Origin of the sequence: Bacillus sp. 522_BSPC (assembly GCF_001076885.1) — a bacterium.
GTDB lineage: Bacteria > Bacillota > Bacilli > Bacillales > Cytobacillaceae > Niallia > Niallia hominis.
Map to the genome: position 1 here is coordinate 51897 of NZ_JVDT01000077.1, position 18380 is coordinate 70276.

Here is an 18380-nt window from a genome sequence, read left to right on the forward strand (position 1 = left end):
ATACTTCTATTAAATTTATGGATAAAATAATAAAAATACTATTGTAAGCGCTTGACAAAAAATATAGTTAGATTTATGATTAATGCAGTTAGTATACTGAACTAACAAATTAAAAATGATTTAATAGAATAGAAAGAAGATGCTACTTTTAAAAAGTAAGTTAAAGCAAGAACAAAAATATCTTTTATAACAATTAGGAGGGAATTAACATGGAATTTTTTCCAATGATTAAAGAAGTCAAATATGAAGGACCAAAAACTGAAAATATTTTTGCTTACCGTCACTACAATCCAGAAGAAGTAGTTTTAGGAAAAACAATGAAAGAACATTTACGATTCAGCTTGGCATGGTGGCATACATTAACACAAGATGGATCAGATCCATTTGGTGCAGCTACTAATGTTCGTAACTGGTTTGGTGAAACACCAATGAAAACAGCAAAAAATAGAGTAGAAGCAGGCTTTGAATTAATGGAAAAAATGGGCTTTGAATTCTTTTGCTTCCATGATGTTGATATTGCTCCAGAAGGGGAAACATTACAAGAGTTCTTCGACAATTTAGATGTAATCACAGATTTGATTAAAGAGAAGATGGATCAAACAGGTATTAAATTACTTTGGAATACGGCTAATATGTTTACAAATCCTCGCTTTGTACATGGGGCTGCTTCATCATCAAATGCAGAAGTTTTTGCATATGCTGCAGCTCAGGTGAAAAAAGGGTTAGAAATCAGTAAAAAGCTTGGCGGCAAAAACTATGTATTCTGGGGTGGCCGTGAAGGATATGAATCTTTACTAAACACAGATTTACAACTTGAACAAGACAACATGGCTCGTTTTTTCCATATGGCAGTTGATTACGCAAAAGAATTAAATCATGAAGTTCAATTTTTAATTGAGCCAAAACCAATGGAGCCATCAAAACACCAATACGATTTTGACGCTGCGACTGCAATGGCTTTCTTACAAAAATACAATCTTGATAAACACTTTAAACTAAACTTAGAAGCAAACCATGCAACATTAGCAGGGCATACTTTTGAACATGAAATGGCAGTAGCTAGAAGCTATAATGCACTTGGATCTCTGGATGCGAACCAAGGGGATGTAATGCTTGGATGGGATACAGATGAATTCCCAACTAATATCTATGATACAACTCTAGCAATGTATCAAGTGCTAGAAAACGGAGGAATTGCTCCTGGTGGTATTAACTTTGATGCGAAAGTACGCCGTTCTTCTTTCTCTATGGAAGATTTAGTGCTAGCACACATTGCTGGTATGGATACCTTTGCACGCGGATTAAAATCAGCTGCAAAACTAAAAGAAGATCGTTTCTTCGACAAAGAAATTGAACGTAGATATATGAGCTATACAACTGGAATTGGTAAGTCCATTGTAGAAGGTAAAGAAGATTTGAAAACATTAACAGAATATGCATTACAACATGATCAAATTGAAAATGAGCCAAATCATCTAGAATTCTTAAAATCTCGTTTGAACGATTATTTAGTATAATATAAATATAATAATTTGGTATAACACCATAAAGGGGTGTCTCAGGTAGAAGGAATTGGCATCACAAGTTTATTAGTAGGAGCTAATTGAAAATAATCTACTATTTATACTTGTGGAGGTCTAAATCTCTATAAATGAGGCAGCCCTTTCTTTTATCATTTGTCACATGACTTAGGAAGGGAGAGCGTGAAAATGTCGTATGTAATAGGAATTGATTTAGGAACTAGTTCATTAAAAGGCTTGTTAGTTGATAAAGAAGGCAAGGTTCTTATAACAAAGAGCTCTGAATATGAGCTTCTGACTCCTCAGCCAAAATATAGTGAACAGAATCCAAATGTTTGGATCGAAGCATTGGATATTGTCTTAAAAGAAATAATTGCCGCATTTCCAGAAGCAGCATCAGAAACAGAGGGAATTAGTTTCTCTGGACAGATGCATAGCTTGGTTTTATTAGATGGAAATGGTAAACCATTAAGAAACGCAATTTTATGGAATGATGTGAGAACAAGCAAACAATGCCTGGAAATAATGGATAAAGCGGGACAAGAAGTTATTCAAATTACAAAAAACAAAGCGTTAGAAGGATTTACTTTACCTAAACTACTGTGGGTGAAGGAAAACGAGCCGACCATATGGGAAGAAGCAAAGCACTTTTTATTGCCAAAAGATTATTTAGGATTCTATTTAACTGGCAATAAGCAAATGGAGTATTCAGATGCTGCTGGCACCTTATTGCTAAATGTGGAAGAAAAGGTTTGGAGCGAATCTATTGCTGAATTATTTGATTTGCCACTATCTATTTTCCCTAAGCTTGTCGAGTCTTCTGACAAAATAGGCGTAATGAATAAACAACTTGCAGATAAGTATGGCTTTACAAATGAAATCGCTGTATTTTCTGGAGGTGCGGACAATGCTTGTGCAGCAGTTGGGGCAGGGATTGTGCAAGAAGGTATGGGATTAGCAAGTATCGGAACATCTGGCGTATTTCTTTCCTATGAGCAAGATGGGCAACAGGATTATGAAGGAAAAGTTCATTATTTCAATCATGCAATAAAAGACAGTTTTTATTCCATGGGTGTAACCTTATCTGCCGGATATAGCTTGAATTGGTTTAAAAATACTTTTGCTGCAGATAAACGCTATGATGAGCTTCTTTCTAATATGGGGAATGTGCCAATTGGTTCAGATGGTTTATTGTTTACGCCTTATATAATGGGAGAAAGAACACCATATACAGATAGTCAAATTAGAGGAAGTTTTATTGGCATGGATGCAAGGCATACATTAGATAACTTTGCACGTGCTGTTGTGGAGGGTATCACTTTTTCACTTAATGATAGTAAGATATTGATGGAGGAAAATGCAAATAAGCAATTTACACGCATTGTCTCTGTAGGTGGCGGAGCAAAAAACAGTAATTGGTTACAAATTCAAGCAGATATCTTTAATGCGCCAGTCGTTAATTTGACAGTCGAACAAGGACCGGGATTAGGAGCAGCGATGATTGCTGCTGTTGGATTAGGTTGGTTCCCAACGATGAATGAGTGTGTGGAGAAATTTGTTCATTATAAGGAAGAGTTTCAGCCAATTCCTGAAAATGTGAAGAAATATGAAAAGGTATATGAAATTTATAAAGGTGTATATGAAGCAACAAAAGAAACTGCACATAAATTACATGCGTTAAATGAGTAGTTTATTTTAAAATGCTAAACCAAAAAGAAGGAGAAATCTCCTTCTTTTTGGTTATTTTAGTCCATTTTCCAATGTCTGCAACATTTCAATTTTATCATCTTCAGAAGAATTTTTCCAAATTACTTCGAATAGAACGCCTAAACCAGGTAACATTTTCTCTTCCCCATTTTGAATAGCATCCACGATGGTGTCTTTTAATTCATCTTGAGAATTTCCAGAAACATTGTGGATTATTGCATTTCGTAAATTTAAATTCATAATAAGCACCCTTCTTTCCATTGTTATCTATCAACACCATTTCAATTGGAAATGATATTAGATAGACGTTTTGTAGAACACATCTATTTTTATCATTTCACTAATGCCGTTTATTATGTATTTTATTTAAGCTATAATAGAGGACATAGAGATCATCTGGTGATTATGAAGGAGAATAGTAAGTGAAACACATACTTTCAGTAAAAAATCCACAAATTAAAGAATGGAAAAAAAGATTAACAAAAAAGGAAAGAGATAAAACGGGAACGTTTTTGGTGGAAGGCTTTCACCTTGTGGAAGAAGCATTCAAAGCAGATGCCATCATCGATTTGATTATTTCTGAAGATATAGATGTACCTGCTTGGAATTATAGAGATATACCGATAACAATTGTTACGAAAGAAATCATTAAAGAGCTTTCAGATACAGAAACACCACAAGGCATTCTTGCACTCTGCAAACAGCAAAGTCATCAAGAAATACTATCCACTGCTCAAACCTTTATTGCGATTGATCAGGTTCAAGATCCTGGTAATATGGGAACCATTATCCGAACTGCAGATGCAGCAGGGATAGATGCTGTTATTATAGGAGAAGGAACTGTTGATATATACAATCCAAAAGTAGTTAGATCCGGTCAAGGCAGCCATTTTCACTTGCCAATCATAAAAACAAATATACCTGCATTTATAGAGGAATTGAAAGAAAGAAAGGTTCCCGTTTACGGTACTGCACTTGAAAATGGCAGAGATTACCGAGAAACAGTAAAAACAGACGAGTTTTGTTTGATTGTCGGGAATGAAGGCAATGGTGTAAGCAAAGAAGTTTTAAGTAAGACAGATACCAACTTGTATATCCCTATTTACGGAAAAAGTGAATCCTTAAATGTTGCTGTAGCAGCTGGGATTTTGATGTATTATTTTAAATAATCTGTTTTCCTAAATAAAGTTTTCGAAATGGTGGAATCTTAGGCTAAAAAGGCATTTGAAAACTGAATAGATATATATTATAATTAAAAACAAATTACATGAATAAAGACATTGATGGAGAAAAGTAATTGGTGATTTTTAATCAAGGGAGAAAATGCCGCAGACTGTAAGCATTTTTATTAAAAACATGAATGAAGTTCACCTCCTGAGTCGGCATCGGGACCATTTTTTCTTTTTAGAAATGATGTAAAGATGTACCGGTATAGACTACCGTTATCCAAATGAAGTGAACTTGTTTTATCATACATACAAGTTAATTAGGGTGGTACCGCGACAATAACCTCGTCCCTTTTTTGGGGATGGGTTTTTTTTATGCCAATTTTCATGCAAAATCAACCAATATATAAGGAGGAAAAGTGATGGAAGATAAATTAAAAGAACTGCAAGCTGAAGCACTATCACGCATTGAAAACAGTAATGATATGAAAGAACTAAATGAAATTCGTATCGCATATTTAGGTAAAAAAGGTCCAATTACAGAAGTGTTAAAAGGAATGGGAAAGCTATCTGCTGAAGAAAGACCAAAAATGGGTGCACTAGTAAACGTAATTCGTGACGATATTACTAGCCACATTGAAGCTAAACAAAAGGCTTTAGAAGAAGCAATTGTCCAAGAAAAAATTGCTTCTGAAACAATTGATATTACCTTACCAGGTCGTCCAGTTTCTGTAGGAAATCATCATCCGCTTACAAGAGTAGTGGAAGAAATTGAAGATCTCTTTATTGGTATGGGTTATACCGTGGAAGAAGGACCAGAAGTGGAAAATGATTACTATAATTTCGAAGCATTGAATCTTCCTAAAGATCACCCAGCGCGCGATATGCAAGATTCTTTCTATATAACAGAAGAAACATTACTTAGAACACAAACTTCTCCAATGCAAGCAAGAACGCTTGAGAAGCATAAAGGGAAAGGGCCAGTGAAAATTATTTGTCCTGGTAAAGTGTATCGCCGTGATAATGATGATGCGACACATTCCCATCAATTTATGCAGATTGAAGGACTTGTAGTAGACGAAAACATTCGAATGAGCGATTTAATTGGAACATTGGAAGTTTTTGCTAAAAAAATGTTTGGGGAAGATAGAGAAATCCGCTTGCGTCCAAGCTTTTTCCCATTCACAGAGCCTTCCGTTGAAGTAGATATCTCTTGCTTTATCTGTAAAGGTGCAGGCTGTAGTGTATGTAAAAAAACAGGCTGGATCGAAATTTTAGGAGCGGGAATGGTTCATCCAAATGTATTGGAAATGTCGGGGTTTGATTCAAAGAAATATTCTGGTTTTGCCTTTGGAATGGGTCCAGAGCGAATTGCGATGTTGAAATATGGAATTGATGATATTCGTCATTTCTACACAAACGATGTACGTTTCTTAAAACAATTTTCAGTACCGGAATATTAAGGGTGGAGGAGAAAAAATGTTAGTATCCTATAATTGGTTAAATGAATATGTAGATTTGAATGGTATTAATCCCGATGAATTAGCGGAAAAGATAACGAAAAGCGGGATTGAAGTGGAAGGTGTTGAAATTCTTGATGAAGGGATTAAAAATGTTGTTATCGGTTATGTTGTAGAGCGTGAACAACACCCAAATGCAGACAAATTGAATAAATGCTTAGTAGATGTAGGTGAAGGGGATCCAATTCAAATTATTTGTGGAGCGCCTAACGTTGATAAGGGACAAAAAGTTGCTGTCGCGAAAGTAGGAGCAGTACTTCCTGGGAACTTTAAGATTAAAAAGGCAAAACTTCGCGGTGAAGAATCAAATGGAATGATCTGTTCTTTACAAGAACTTGGAATTGAAGGGAAAATGGTTGCAAAAGATTATGCGCAAGGTATTTTTGTTTTTCCAAGCGATGTGGAAGTTGGAAAAAATGCCCTAGAATACTTACAACGAAATGATGCTGTCTTAGAACTAGGGTTAACTCCAAACCGTGCTGATTGCTTAAGCATGCTTGGTGTAGCGTATGAAGTTGCAGCAATCTTAGGAAAAGATGTTAAATTACCTGATACTGCATATCCAACTATTAACGAGAAAGCATCTGATTATATTCAAGTATCTGTCGAAGAAAATGGAGATACACCATTATATACAGCAAGAGTAATTAAGAATATTAAAATCGCTCCATCACCATTATGGATGCAAGGAAAATTAATGGCAGCAGGAATTCGTCCACATAACAATGTAATAGATATTACAAACTATATTTTATTAGAATATGGTCAGCCGTTGCATGCTTTTGATTATGATAAAATAGGATCAAAAGAAATTCTAGTAAGAAAAGCCCAAAGTGGAGAAAAAATTACGACGCTTGATGAAGCAGAAAGAACGTTATCAGCAGACAATTTACTAATCACGAATGGAAAAGAAGGAATTGCTGTTGCTGGAGTAATGGGTGGCGCTAATTCTGAAGTGCAATCTAATACAACCACTGTGTTATTAGAATCTGCTTATTTTGACAGTAAAGTCATTCGCAGATCATCAAAAGTGATTGGGTTAAGAAGTGAAGCAAGTGCTAGATATGAAAAAGGGATTGATCCAAATCGAGTGCGCATAGCTGCAGATAGAGCATGTCAATTATTGCATTTATATGCAAGCGGAGAGGTGCTTGAAGGAGAAGTAGCGGTTGATACATTAACAGCTGAACCAAAAGTTGTTTCCATTACGCTAACTAAAATTAATCAAACCCTTGGAACTTCTTTAGAGTCAAATGCAGTTACTGCTATTTTTGACAGTCTACAATTTACAACACAAGTTATGGGAGATACGTTCACAGTAACGGTTCCAACGAGAAGAAATGATATTGTCATTGAGGCAGATTTAATCGAGGAAGTTGCCCGTCTGTATGGGTATGATAATTTACCGAAAACATTGCCTATTGGCGCATCTACACCGGGTACCTTAACTTCTTATCAGAAGAAGCGTCGTATGGCTCGCAGATATTTGGAATCAGCTGGTTTATATCAAGCGATTACGTATTCATTAACAAATGAAGCGAAAGTCCATAGCTTTGCTTTAGAAAAAAGAAATCCAATTAAACTTGCAATGCCAATGAGTGAGGAACGTGCATTATTACGTCAAAGTATCGTACCACAGCTTTTAGAAGTACTAAAATACAATGCAGCAAGACAAAATGAGAGCAGTGCCGTTTATGAAACAGGAGTTGTTTTCCTAGCGAATGAAAATCAGGAACTTCCAGAAGAAAAAGAACATTTAGCTGGAGCTGTGACGGGAATATGGAGCACTCATCCATGGCAGGGAGAAAAGAAAGCTGTTGATTTCTTTGTTGTAAAAGGTGTATTAGAAGGTCTGTTCCAAAAGTTAGGTGTATCGGAGAAAATTACTTTTACAAGAGCGGAAATGGAAGGAATGCATCCAGGAAGAACGGCTGAAATCGAATTTAATGGAGACGTTATTGGGTTTGTTGGTCAAGTTCATCCACAAATGCAAAAGGAATTAGATTTAAAAGAAACGTATTGCTTTGAACTAGACTTAAGCAAATTATTTGCAGTAGAAATAGAAGCTTTACACTATACTTCTATTCCTCGCTTCCCTTATGTAACAAGAGATATAGCGCTTGTTGTGGATAAACAAATTCTAGCAGGAAATCTTCAAGGAATCATCCGAGATGCCGGTGGGAAATTATTGAAAGATGTCCAAGTGTTTGATTTATATGAGGGAGAAAAAATGGAAGAAGGCAAAAAGTCAATTGCATTCTCCTTAACTTATTTCGATCCAGAACAAACATTAACAGATGAAATGATCAGTAAAGTTCACGAAAAAGTACTTGCAGCTGTGGAAGAACAAGCAGGAGCTACTTTAAGAGGCTAACGAAATAGTAAAAAGCATCCCATCGTTCTATTTTGGGATGCTTTTTTTCTTGATGGAAATAGTAATTCTTTCCCCTTATAACAAGTCTTGAGATAGAATCTATTCGAATGACTTCCCTAGCAAGAATAGTTCATGATATGATAGAAACTAGGATTCTTTAGAATGGAGGCATGGGCGTGTCAAATACCCCTAAAAATCGTACAAATGTTGATATATACGGAACACCATATACAATAATAGGGGAAGAACCTTCTAGTCATGTTAGACTGGTTGCCTCCATAGTAGATAAAAAAATGCGTGAAATTCATGTCATGAATCCCTCACTTGATTTAAATAAACTAGCAGTCCTTACTGCTGTTAATATAGTAAATGACTATGTAAAGCTAGAAGATCGAGTGAAAGAACTGGAAGAAGAATTAAAAAGAGAAAAGGACTGACAATGTTCATGTTGGATATTATTTTGGTTATATTGCTGCTTTTTGGTCTTTTAAGAGGACTAAAAAGAGGATTTATTATGCAAATTATACACTTAACAGGATTTATTGTTGCGTTTATTGTTGCTAATAAATATTACATACCACTATCGCAAAAATTAACACTATGGATTCCCTATCCAAATACAGGAGAAAGCAGTTTTCTACATTCTTTTATTCAGACTGCGAATATAGAAGATGTTTTTTACAGAGGATTCTCCTTTATTGTGATATTTTTTGTCGTGAAAATTATTTGGCAAATTCTTGGTAGTATGATAGATTTTGTTGCTAGTATTCCAATTTTAAAACAGTTAAATACATGGGCTGGTGCTGTATTAGGATTTATCGAAACGTATTTGCTATTATTCCTTCTATTATATATTTCTATTTTAATCCCAATTGATTTTATACAAGCTCAATTAAACGAATCCTCTGTAGCAGCTTGGATGATAGAAAATACTCCTTATTTTTCAGAGAAAATTAAAGATTTATGGTTCGACTATATCGCTTCATAGAAATTAGGAAACTCTTCTAGCTTTGTATGTAGCTAGTGGAGTTTTTTGTGTGGTTAGCAATTACGAACATCATTATTGAAATATTGAAGTTCATGGTATGATATGTAGTGTAGGCAGAATTTAGAAAATAGAAGATTTATTATATCCATGTAGGTGATGAAATGACAATAACAAACAAAGATATTATTCGATTATTAGAGCAAATAGCGATATATATGGAGCTTAAAGGAGAAAATCCTTTTAAAATTTCAGCTTTTCGAAAAGCTGCAAATACAATAGAAACAAGTGAATACAATTTAACCGAGATAACAGATTTAACACAGTTGCCTGGCATCGGCAAGGGAACAGCGGCTGTTATAGAAGAATATATAAAAGAAGGAAAGTCTTCCGTATTGCAAGAATTGAAAGACGAAGTTCCGAAAGGGTTAATTCCTTTGCTACAGCTACCAGGTCTTGGTGGGAAGAAGATAGCGAGATTATATAAAGAGCTATCTGTTGAAAATGCTGATGATTTAAAAAATGCCTGTTTAGAAGGAAAAGTTCAAGCGTTAAAGGGATTTGGAAAAAAGACAGAGGAAAAAATACTAGAATCTCTGCAAAATGTTGGATCAAGACCAGATCGATTACCGATTGCCTTTATGATCCCAATTGCTGTTTCGATTGAAGAGGCATTATCGAAAATGGAGGGGGTTGTCCGCTATTCAAGAGCAGGAAGCTTAAGAAGAGTGAGAGAGACCATTAAAGATTTAGATTTTATTATTGCAACAGAGAATCCTGAACAAGTGAAAACACAGTTGCTTCAGCTTTCCTCTATTAAAGAGGTAATTGGAGCAGGTGCAACAAAAGTAAGTATTGTTCTTGGACTCGATTACGACGTCTCTATAGACTTTCGTTTAGTAAAGCCAAATGAATTTGCAACAACGCTACATCATTTCACCGGTTCAAAGGAACATAATGTGCGAATGAGACAGCTAGCAAAGGAACGTGGAGAAAAGATAAGCGAATATGGTGTGGAGAATAATGAAACAGGAGAAATTAAAACCTTCGAATCAGAAGAAGCTTTCTATCATTATTTCGGACTACCATTCATTCCTCCTGAAATAAGAGAAGATGGAAAAGAAGTAGACAACTATTCAGATCAAAGTGAGCTCATTTCCTTGGAAGATATTAAAGGTGATTTGCATATGCACACAACAGCAAGTGATGGTGCACATACATTAGAGGAAATGGTAGAAGCGAACCGTCATTTAGGCTATCAATATATGGCGATAACGGACCATTCCCAATATTTAAAGGTAGCAAATGGATTAACACCAGAAAGAGTACGCAAGCAAATACAAGAAATTAAAAGACTTAATGCAAAGTATGATGATATCACTATTTTAGCTGGGGCGGAAATGGATATTCTTCCTGATGGGACTTTAGATTATGAGGAAGATTTATTGAAAGAATTAGATATTGTTATTGCTTCCATTCATTCTGCGTTTTCCCAATCGAAGGAAAAGATTATGACTCGTTTAAAAGCAGCCATGGAAAATAAGTATGTCGATATCATTGCACACCCAACTGGTAGAAAAATTGGGAAAAGGGATGGATATGCTGTCGATATGGACATGCTTATTCAATTAGCAAAAGAAACGAACACTGTTTTGGAGCTAAATAGTAATCCGAACCGTTTAGATTTAAATGCTACGTATATTAAAATGGCGCAGGATGCTGGCGTGAAGATTGTTATTAATACAGATGCCCATTATAAGCATGAGCTTCATAATATGGCAATAGGTGTTTCCACAGCAAAAAAAGGCTGGATTAAAAAATCGACGGTCCTAAATGCGATGACAAAGGAAGAACTATTGGAATTTTTGTATAAAGGCTAATATATAAGCAAATAGAGAATACTTACAAACATCATTAACCCATAAGCGGGATAGCAAAGGAGATTACTCCATGCAGGAAAGAGTATTAAAAACGTTAGAATTTGATAAAATAAAAGCGCAATTAATGGAGCATGTTTCTTCCTCTTTAGGCAGAAATAAAGTAGAAGAACTAATTCCATCAACGGATTACAATGAGGTAGTAAGATGGCAAGAAGAAACAGATGAAGCGGCTAAAGTATACCGAATGCGGGGAACAATTCCTCTTGATGGGATTTATGATATCGGTGCCCATGTGAAAAGGTCTTCTATCGGTGGAATGCTGAGTCCTATCGAATTAAATCATGTTGCAAGTACTGTTCATACTAGTAGACAAATGAAACGTTTCATTGAAGAATTTCATGAAGAAGAAGCTGTGCCTATTCTTTTTACCTTAACAGATAGTATCACGGTATTAGCCGAATTAGAAGAAGAAATAAAGATGGCGATTGATGAACAGGGTTCGGTTCTAGACAGTGCAAGTGATACACTCAGAACGTTGAGAAATCAATTGCGTAGAAACGAAGCAAAGGTACGGGAGAAGCTAGAAAGTATGATTCGTTCCTCAAATGCCCAAAAGATGCTTTCAGACAGTATTATTACAATAAGAAATGATCGCTATGTTATTCCAGTTAAACAAGAATATAGAGGGAATTATGGTGGAATTGTTCATGATCAAAGTGCTTCAGGGCAAACTTTGTTTATTGAACCACAGTCTGTAGTTACCTTAAATAATGAGTTGCAAGGAATTCGAGTCAAGGAACAGCAAGAGATAGACCGTATTTTGACCCAATTGACGGCACTTGTTGCGCAAAATGAAGAGGAATTATTGCATATTGTTACGGTATTAGCTGACATTGATTTTATGTTTGCAAAAGCCAAATACGCTCACCGCTTAAAAGCATCGAAACCAAAAATCAACGATGAGGGAAAAATTGTACTTCTTAAGGCTAAGCATCCACTTATACCACCAGAAGTTGTTGTAGCAAATGACATTGTCCTTGGAGATACGTATAAATCGATTGTGATAACAGGGCCAAATACAGGTGGTAAAACGGTAACCTTAAAAACGGTAGGACTATGTACGTTAATGGCGCAGGCAGGACTCCAAATTCCAGTTTTAGATGGTTCTGAAATGGGTGTATTTAAATCCGTTTATGCAGATATTGGAGATGAACAATCTATTGAACAATCATTGAGTACTTTCTCCTCCCATATGGTAAATATCGTAGGCATACTTGAAAAGGTGGACCATGAGAGCCTTGTTTTATTCGACGAGTTAGGAGCAGGAACAGATCCGCAAGAAGGGGCAGCACTTGCTATCTCTATTCTTGATGAAGTAAATAAAAGAGGTGCAAGGGTTATCGCAACAACTCACTATCCAGAGCTAAAGGCATACGGATATAACAGAGAAAGTGTTGTGAATGCGAGTGTAGAATTTGATATTGAAACACTAAGCCCAACCTATCGATTACTAATCGGCGTACCAGGTAGAAGTAATGCCTTTGAGATTAGTAAACGACTAGGTTTAAAAGAAGATGTTATTGAAACGGCTCGTTCACATGTTAGTGAAGACAGTAATAAAATTGAGAATATGATTGCTTCTTTAGAAGAAAGCCGTAGACAGGCTGAACGGGAGCATGAAGATGCTAAAGATTTATTAAAGCAAGCAGAAATGCTTCATCGTGATTTACAGAAACAGGTAATGGAATATTACGAAAAGAAAGAAACACTGCAGGAAAAAGCGAAAAAAGAAGCAAAGGAAATTATGGAAGAAGCAAAGAAAGAAGCAGAAGCTGTAATTGGTGATTTAAGAAAAATGCAGCTTGAAAAACGTGCTGAAATTAAGGAGCATGAATTAATTGATGCTAGAAAACGTTTAGAGGATGCAACGCCACAAATAGAAATAAAAAAACAACAAGCAGCAGCCAATACAAACCATGTTTATCAGCCAGGAGATGAAGTAAAGGTCCTTACCTTTAATCAAAAGGGACAATTACTAGAAAAGGTTTCAGATAAGGAATGGCAAGTTCAAATTGGCATTATGAAAATGAAAGTGAAAGAAAAGGATCTTGAATTCATAAAAGCACCAAAGGTAGTGGAAACAAAACCGCTTGCTACAATAAAAGGAAGAGATTATCATGTGAGCTTGGAATTAGATTTGCGTGGCGAAAGATTCGAGAATGCTTTAGCAAGAGTAGAAAAATATATTGATGATAGTCTCCTTGCTGGCTATCCTCGTGTCTCGATTATTCATGGAAAAGGAACAGGTGCACTTCGCTCAGGTGTTCAAGAGTATTTAAAAAATCATAGAGCGGTGAAGAGAATTCGTTTTGGGGAAGCAGGAGAAGGTGGAAGCGGCGTAACTGTAGTGGAATTTAAATAATCCCTTCTTTTAAAGAAAATGGTAGAGGAGAAACCTTATGGATCAATTTTGGGAAAATGAATATGTAAAAACGGCAGGAGATTATAGTGTTGTTATTTTAAGCCTAGTTGTATTTTTGGCTATTTTTGAACTCGTCACAAAATATAATAATTGGGATGAAATCAAAAATGGCAATATTGCTGTTGCTATGGCTACAGGCGGCAAAATATTCGGTATTGCAAATGTATTTAGACATTCGATTATGCATAATGACTCTTTATTGACAATGATAGTATGGGGTGTGTATGGATTTATACTATTACTAATCGGCTATTTCATTTTTGAATTTTTAACACCAAAATTTAAGATTGATGAAGAAATAAAAAATGATAATCGAGCTGTAGGGTTTATTTCCATGATTATATCCATCGGTTTATCTTTCGTTATAGGAGCAGGCATTTCTTAATAATGACCAAATTAAAGGGGCTTTCACTTAGTGATGGTCCCTTTTACTTGGTTCCAGCAATATAAGCCTATTTTTTCTATTCGATTAAAAGTAGGCTTATACATAATCCAATTAAAGTATTCTTCCATATAATAAGCTAGTACAATAATAGAATTAAATGGAGGAATTGTGTTGGAAACTGAGAAAAGATGGTTAAAACTTTACCCCGACCAAATAGCCAAAAATGTCTACTATCGGGCAGATACTCTCCCACAATTATTAGAAAATGCCGCAAAAGAGTATGCAAAGCATAAAGCCATTCATTTTATGGGAAAAGAAATGACTTTTAAAACACTATACAAAAAAACATTAAAATTAGCAGCATATCTACAAAATTTAGGGATAGAAAAAGGGGATAGGGTTGCTGTAATGCTTCCAAATATTCCTCAAACAGTTATTAGCTTTTATGCGATTTTGCAGGCGGGAGCTATTGTAGTTCCGGTAAATCCTTTGTATCAAGAAAGAGAAATAGAATTTATATTGAAAGATTCAGGTGCGAAAGCAGTTATTACATTAGATATGCTTTATAACAGAGTGGAGAAAGTGAAGGAGCAAACAGATTTAGAACATATCATTGTAACTTCTATTAAAGATTACCTTCCATTTCCAAAAAATATTGTCTATCCTTTCGTGCAAGCAAAAAAGCAGGGAAAGCCTCCAATTATTCCATCATCAAAATCCACTCATCTTTTTACCCAAACAATAAAGAAGAACTATAAGCTTAAAGAAGTATCGATTAGTTTTGAAAAAGATATAGCAATCCTGCAATATACAGGAGGTACGACAGGATTTCCTAAAGGAGTTATTCTAACCCACCAAAATTTAGTTTCAAATACCTCTATGTGTAGACAATGGCTATATAAGATGGAAAAAGGCAAGGAAATCATGCTTGCAGTAATGCCATTATTCCATGTGTATGGTCTTATGACAGTCCTTGTTTTATCTGTGATGGAAGTGTATAAGATGATTCTTGTTCCAAGATTTGACGCAACAGATCTATTAAAAACAATCCAAAAACAAAAAGCGACTATCTTTCCAGGCGCACCTACTATTTATATTGGATTAATGAATCATCCAGATATTAAGAAATACGATCTTTCTTCCATTAAAGGAGCGATAAGTGGATCTGCTCCATTACCAGTCGAGGTTATCGAAAAATTTGAGCAAAAGACAGGTGGAAAGATTGTAGAGGGATATGGATTAACAGAAACATCTCCCGTTACCCATGTGAATTTCCTTTGGGACAATGAAATAGTGAAAGGAAGCATTGGTGTGCCATGGCCTGGAACAGATGCTGCAATTTTTTCCATAGAAACAGGAGAAATGTTACCAGTAGGTGAAGTTGGAGAACTTGGTATTAAGGGACCACAAGTAATGAAAGGCTATTGGAATAATGAAGAAGAAACCGAGAAAGTTTTAAAAGATGGCTGGTTATTAACAGGTGATATCGCATATATGGATGAAAAAGGTTATTTTTATATCGTCGATCGAAAAAAGGATATTATCATTGCCAGTGGATTTAATATTTATCCACGTGAAATTGAAGAAGTCTTGTATGAACATCCAGCTATTATGGAAGCATCAGTTGTTGGTGTAAAAGATCCTTATAGAGGAGAAACGGTTAAAGCATTTGTCGTTTTACAAGAAGGCATGACCGTGACGGAAGAAGAATTGAATAAATATATGCGCAGCAAGCTGGCGTCGTTTAAAGTTCCTCGCATCTATGAATTTAGGAAAGAACTTCCAAAAACGGCAATTGGTAAAATATTGAGAAGACAATTAAAGGAAGAAAGTGAAGAAATAAATGAGTAATAAAGCATTGCATCTAGTTGTCTTATTATCGAGGACCATTTCACCTGAAGCATCTTTAGTGCTTGATTCTGGACAAGTTTTTGTGGAAGACGATAACTTCATCATCAACCCGCCAGATGCAATTAGTTTAGAAGAAGCATTGCAATTTAAAGAGAAATATAATACCGAAATTACAGTGTTAATGATAAGCGGAAAAGAAGGGGAGAAACAACTAAGAGCTGCTTTAGCTATGGGAGCAGATCGGGCTGTTTTAATAGAATGTCACCCATCAGAAGATGAAGCGCCATCCATAGCTAAAAAAATCGCTGAATATTTGCGAGAGATTGACTTTGACATCATCTTAGCAGGAGATTTTTCTACAGATGGAGCAACTAGTCAAGTAGGACCTCGAGTTGCTGCCTTATTAGATATTCCCTTTTTTACCAAAACAGTCAAAATCGAAAAAGAGGAAGAAAGCGCCATATTAAAACGAAACACGGATGGGGACATAGAAACATTTTGTGTTGCTTTTCCTTTCTTAGTCACCATTCCACAAGGATTACATGTTCCACGTCTGCCCTCACTTGCTGGAATTATGAAGGCAAAAAAGAAACCCTTAGTGTATAAGCAGTCAGAAGAAATGGCATTAAAAGAAAAATCGAAACAGTACGCATACCCTAAAATGAAACGAAAGCAGACAATCTTTCAAGGAGAAACACAAGAAAAGGTAATGGCGTTAGCAAAATTGTTAAAGTCATTACATGAATAAGTGGAGGAATTAATAATGAAAGATAAAATTATTATTTTGGGCGAATATCAACAAGATAAAATTTCCTCCATCACCCTTGAGTGTATTTCAGCTGCAAAGCAACTACAAGGGGAGGCGGAGATTATCCTTTTATTAATGGGAGAAGATAGAAAAAAAGATGCTTGCGAATTGCAACAATATGATGTTGATCAAATTGTTTTAGTGGAGCATCCTTTGCTTTCTAGATTCTCAAATGAACCTTATGCTAAAGCACTTTTATCCGTATGGGACCAACTTAATCCTGCTATCCTTCTGTGGGGACACACAGATATAGGCAAAGCCATTTCTCCCTATTTAAGTGAAAAATTAGATATTCCTTTGTATTCGAATGTAGAGAGCGTTGAATATAATGAAAAAAGGTTATTCTTAACTCGACCTGTTTACTCTGGAAAATTAATAGAGAAAATAGAAGTAAATACGCCCACTTTTTTTCTAACAATTAAGCCGAAAAAGTGGAAAGCTTCACAGAAGAAGTTAGAAAGGAATTGTACGATTCGTTCCTTAAAAGTAAAAATTGATAAATCTATTCCGACTTTAATTGGACTAGAACAAAAAAAGCAGCAGACGCTTAATTTGGAGGATGCAAAGATTATTGTTGGTGCGGGTAGGGGAATTCAGAATGAAGAAGGGTTTGCTCTGATTAATCAATTAGCAAAAACTATTGGTGGAACGGTTGGTGTATCAAGAGGAGCTGTAGAATTAGGTGTATGTGATGCATCAATGCAACTTGGTCAAACAGGTAAAACTGTAGCTCCTGATCTTTATATTGCTTGCGGTATTTCCGGAGCCATCCAACATTTAGTGGGTGTTACATCAGCCAAAACAATCATAGCCATTAACAAAGATCCTCATGCGCCTATTTTTGAAGTAGCCGATTATGCAATTGTAGGAGACCTCTTTGAAATAATCCCTGCCTTAATGAAAGAATGGGACAATCCAACAATCGAAATATCTTGAATGTATTATCAAGTTATAGGGGAAAATGATATTTGAAACATATTATTAGTATCATTCTTGAAAGCATGGTATACTTTCGATATTGTTAGATTATCAAATAAGGAGGCAAATAATAAATGGCAATTACACATGCAACAGATCAAACTTTCCAAGAAGAAACAGGTTCAGGTGTAGTACTAGTAGATTTCTGGGCTCCATGGTGTGGACCTTGTAAAATGATTGCTCCTGTTCTAGAAGAACTAGATGGAGAAATCGGAGACAGTGTAAAAATCGTAAAAGTAGATGTAGATGAAAACCAAGGGTCAGCATCTAAATTTGGCGTAATGAGTATTCCAACATTACTAGTTCTTAAAGATGGTGAAGTTGTAGATAAAGTAGTAGGTTTCCAACCTAAAGAAGCTCTTTCAGAATTATTATCTAAACATGTTTAATAAAGAATTTAATCTTCTTTGAAGAGGAAATAACTGTAGACACACTCAGAAAATGAGGAAGTGTTTACAGTTTTTTTATTGGTGGAACGAAGGATGTATGTAGATATGTTTCTGTAAATGGTGGGTTCTGGGGAGGGATAAAGACCACGAGTAAGAGGAAAAGCAAGAAAAGAGGCGTTCATAGAAGGAATGAAAACCACAAATAATAGGAAAAACAAATAAGTGGCATTCATCGAGGAAATATCTCAACCAATAATTAATTTATTAAAAAGGCAAAACCCATCCAATCCGAATCCAAAAATAAAACCGTTCTCATAAAATATTTCCATCCTATA

At 35.5% G+C, this 18380-nt stretch carries 15 protein-coding genes and 1 other annotated feature; of the genes, 14 read left to right on the forward strand and 1 reads right to left on the reverse strand.

What is annotated here, in order from left to right; translation table 11 throughout:
• Window positions 1–209: 209 nt before the first annotated feature.
• Together xylA and xylB are read left to right on the forward strand one after the other, a co-directional pair.
• Complete coding sequence (gene xylA, locus ADJ83_RS05820; protein WP_031534809.1) at window positions 210–1517, forward strand: xylose isomerase; 1308 nt, start codon at window positions 210–212, stop codon at window positions 1515–1517.
• Between the two features lie 192 nt (window positions 1518–1709).
• The gene (xylB, locus tag ADJ83_RS05825) at window positions 1710–3209 is read left to right on the forward strand and encodes a xylulokinase (RefSeq protein ID WP_031534808.1); all 1500 of its coding nucleotides are present in this window, start codon (window positions 1710–1712) and stop codon (window positions 3207–3209) included.
• A 51-nt stretch (window positions 3210–3260) separates the two neighbouring features.
• Here xylB and sspI read toward each other — a convergent pair whose 3' ends face one another.
• The gene (sspI, locus tag ADJ83_RS05830; protein WP_031534806.1) at window positions 3261–3467 is read right to left on the reverse strand and encodes a small acid-soluble spore protein SspI; all 207 of its coding nucleotides are present in this window, start codon (window positions 3465–3467) and stop codon (window positions 3261–3263) included.
• Between the two features lie 182 nt (window positions 3468–3649).
• On the opposite strand from sspI, the gene ADJ83_RS05835 reads away from it, so the two are divergent.
• The 12 genes from ADJ83_RS05835 to trxA all read left to right on the forward strand — a co-directional run bounded on the left by ADJ83_RS05835 (window position 3650) and on the right by trxA (window position 18045).
• Entirely contained in the window at window positions 3650–4396 is a 747-nt protein-coding gene (locus ADJ83_RS05835) for a TrmH family RNA methyltransferase (RefSeq protein WP_031534804.1), read from the forward strand.
• A gap of 102 nt (window positions 4397–4498) precedes the next feature.
• Window positions 4499–4749, forward strand: a binding site (T-box leader).
• A gap of 66 nt (window positions 4750–4815) precedes the next feature.
• Window positions 4816–5856: a phenylalanine--tRNA ligase subunit alpha gene (pheS, locus tag ADJ83_RS05840; protein ID WP_031534802.1), complete on the forward strand. Its 1041-nt coding sequence runs from the start codon at window positions 4816–4818 to the stop codon at window positions 5854–5856.
• A 16-nt stretch (window positions 5857–5872) separates the two neighbouring features.
• A complete protein-coding gene (pheT, locus tag ADJ83_RS05845; RefSeq protein ID WP_031534800.1) occupies window positions 5873–8287 on the forward strand; it encodes a phenylalanine--tRNA ligase subunit beta in 2415 nt (804 codons plus the stop codon).
• 170 nt (window positions 8288–8457) lie between these two features.
• The gene (gene zapA / locus ADJ83_RS05850; protein ID WP_192840928.1) at window positions 8458–8724 is read left to right on the forward strand and encodes a cell division protein ZapA; all 267 of its coding nucleotides are present in this window, start codon (window positions 8458–8460) and stop codon (window positions 8722–8724) included.
• A gap of 8 nt (window positions 8725–8732) precedes the next feature.
• Window positions 8733–9275: a CvpA family protein gene (locus ADJ83_RS05855; RefSeq protein WP_031534796.1), complete on the forward strand. Its 543-nt coding sequence runs from the start codon at window positions 8733–8735 to the stop codon at window positions 9273–9275.
• A 161-nt stretch (window positions 9276–9436) separates the two neighbouring features.
• The gene (gene polX, locus ADJ83_RS05860) at window positions 9437–11152 is read left to right on the forward strand and encodes a DNA polymerase/3'-5' exonuclease PolX (protein ID WP_031534795.1); all 1716 of its coding nucleotides are present in this window, start codon (window positions 9437–9439) and stop codon (window positions 11150–11152) included.
• A 70-nt stretch (window positions 11153–11222) separates the two neighbouring features.
• On the forward strand, window positions 11223–13574 hold the full coding sequence (locus tag ADJ83_RS05865) for an endonuclease MutS2 (protein WP_031534793.1): 2352 nt from the start codon (window positions 11223–11225) through the stop codon (window positions 13572–13574).
• A gap of 37 nt (window positions 13575–13611) precedes the next feature.
• Window positions 13612–14019 carry a DUF350 domain-containing protein gene (locus ADJ83_RS05870; RefSeq protein WP_031534791.1) on the forward strand — a complete coding sequence of 136 codons (408 nt, stop codon included), beginning with the start codon at window positions 13612–13614 and terminating at the stop codon, window positions 14017–14019.
• A 171-nt stretch (window positions 14020–14190) separates the two neighbouring features.
• Window positions 14191–15870: a long-chain-fatty-acid--CoA ligase gene (locus ADJ83_RS05875; RefSeq protein ID WP_031534790.1), complete on the forward strand. Its 1680-nt coding sequence runs from the start codon at window positions 14191–14193 to the stop codon at window positions 15868–15870.
• Window positions 15863–16618: an electron transfer flavoprotein subunit beta/FixA family protein gene (locus ADJ83_RS05880; protein WP_081836536.1), complete on the forward strand. Its 756-nt coding sequence runs from the start codon at window positions 15863–15865 to the stop codon at window positions 16616–16618. Before ADJ83_RS05875 ends, ADJ83_RS05880 begins: the two co-directional genes overlap by 8 nt.
• Before the next feature lie 15 nt (window positions 16619–16633).
• Window positions 16634–17614 carry an electron transfer flavoprotein subunit alpha/FixB family protein gene (locus ADJ83_RS05885; RefSeq protein ID WP_031534786.1) on the forward strand — a complete coding sequence of 327 codons (981 nt, stop codon included), beginning with the start codon at window positions 16634–16636 and terminating at the stop codon, window positions 17612–17614.
• A 116-nt stretch (window positions 17615–17730) separates the two neighbouring features.
• Window positions 17731–18045: a thioredoxin gene (gene trxA, locus ADJ83_RS05890; RefSeq protein WP_031534784.1), complete on the forward strand. Its 315-nt coding sequence runs from the start codon at window positions 17731–17733 to the stop codon at window positions 18043–18045.
• Window positions 18046–18380: the final 335 nt, after the last annotated feature.